Origin of the sequence: Psychrobacter coccoides (assembly GCF_017498085.1) — a bacterium.
Lineage (GTDB): Bacteria > Pseudomonadota > Gammaproteobacteria > Pseudomonadales > Moraxellaceae > Psychrobacter > Psychrobacter coccoides.
The window spans coordinates 1-2,050 of the sequence record NZ_JAGBKM010000047.1; the positions used below are offsets into that span (position 1 = coordinate 1).

Here is a 2,050-nt window from a genome sequence, read left to right on the forward strand (position 1 = left end):
ACACATCGTGTTATGATAGTCGGCTCGCAATCAAGAAAAGACGTATTGTCTAAGTAACGATTGGTCAGATATTTTATACAGAACACTTATCTACTGGACGACAGAGATAAGACACTATTTAAAAGCATACTAAAGAACAACTTGTGTGGATTTTTGCTGAGACAGAATGCTAAACATAAAGTTGGTTTTACTCTCTTTTCGGGAGTCATTCTAACTATAAAAATTATCATTTAATCAGCAGAAAAACTCAAAGTTAATTCATTACGAACATAATTTTAAGCGATTTGCTAGATTAAATGAGCCAAGATTAGAAGTCATCTTCTTATTGAGTATTTATATTTAATAAGTTAAAGACTTCAAGCAAGATTAAACTGAAGAGTTTGATCATGGCTCAGATTGAACGCTGGCGGCAGGCTTAACACATGCAAGTCGAGCGGAAACGATGGGAGCTTGCTCCCAGGCGTCGAGCGGCGGACGGGTGAGTAACACTTAGGAATCTACCTAGTAGTGGGGGATAGCTCGGGGAAACTCGAATTAATACCGCATACGACCTACGGGAGAAAGGGGGCTACTTGTAGCTCTCGCTATTAGATGAGCCTAAGTCGGATTAGCTAGATGGTGGGGTAACGGCCTACCATGGCGACGATCTGTAGCTGGTCTGAGAGGATGATCAGCCACACCGGGACTGAGACACGGCCCGGACTCCTACGGGAGGCAGCAGTGGGGAATATTGGACAATGGGGGCAACCCTGATCCAGCCATGCCGCGTGTGTGAAGAAGGCCTTTTGGTTGTAAAGCACTTTAAGCAGTGAAGAAGACCATATGGTTAATACCCATATGCGATGACATTAGCTGCAGAATAAGCACCGGCTAACTCTGTGCCAGCAGCCGCGGTAATACAGAGGGTGCAAGCGTTAATCGGAATTACTGGGCGTAAAGCGAGCGTAGGTGGCTTGATAAGTCAGATGTGAAATCCCCGGGCTTAACCTGGGAACTGCATCTGATACTGTTAAGCTAGAGTAGGTGAGAGGGAAGTAGAATTCCAGGTGTAGCGGTGAAATGCGTAGAGATCTGGAGGAATACCGATGGCGAAGGCAGCTTCCTGGCATCATACTGACACTGAGGCTCGAAAGCGTGGGTAGCAAACAGGATTAGATACCCTGGTAGTCCACGCCGTAAACGATGTCTACTAGTCGTTGGGTCCCTTGAGGACTTAGTGACGCAGCTAACGCAATAAGTAGACCGCCTGGGGAGTACGGCCGCAAGGTTAAAACTCAAATGAATTGACGGGGGCCCGCACAAGCGGTGGAGCATGTGGTTTAATTCGATGCAACGCGAAGAACCTTACCTGGTCTTGACATACAGAGAATCTGGCAGAGATGCCGGAGTGCCTTCGGGAATTCTGATACAGGTGCTGCATGGCTGTCGTCAGCTCGTGTCGTGAGATGTTGGGTTAAGTCCCGCAACGAGCGCAACCCCTTTCCTTAGTTACCAGCGGTTTGGCCGGGAACTCTAGGGATACTGCCAGTGACAAACTGGAGGAAGGCGGGGACGACGTCAAGTCATCATGGCCCTTACGACCAGGGCTACACACGTGCTACAATGGTAGGTACAGAGGGCAGCTACACAGCGATGTGATGCGAATCTTTCAAAGCCTATCGTAGTCCGGATTGGAGTCTGCAACTCGACTCCATGAAGTAGGAATCGCTAGTAATCGCGGATCAGAATGCCGCGGTGAATACGTTCCCGGGCCTTGTACACACCGCCCGTCACACCATGGGAGTTGATTGCACCAGAAGTGGATAGCCTAACCTTTTAGGGAGGCGTTCACCACGGTGTGGTTGATGACTGGGGTGAAGTCGTAACAAGGTAGCCGTAGGGGAACCTGCGGCTGGATCACCTCCTTATAGACGGCATTCGCTCAGCAAGAATTCACAACAAGTTGTTCTTTAGTTTAGTTTAAGAAGATATGGGTCTGTAGCTCAGCTGGTTAGAGCACCGTGTTGATAACGCGGGGGTCAGTGGTTCAAGTCCACTTAGACCCACCATT

Annotated in this window: 1 tRNA gene and 1 rRNA gene; both read left to right on the top strand. The window is 48.5% G+C overall.

The features are described from left to right. Positions 1 to 368 precede the first annotated feature (368 nt). Positions 369 to 1,907, top strand: a 16S ribosomal RNA gene (locus tag J3492_RS12980). Positions 1,908 to 1,971: 64 nt separating this feature from the next. Further along, positions 1,972 to 2,048, top strand: a tRNA-Ile gene (locus J3492_RS12985). Positions 2,049 to 2,050 lie beyond the last annotated feature (2 nt).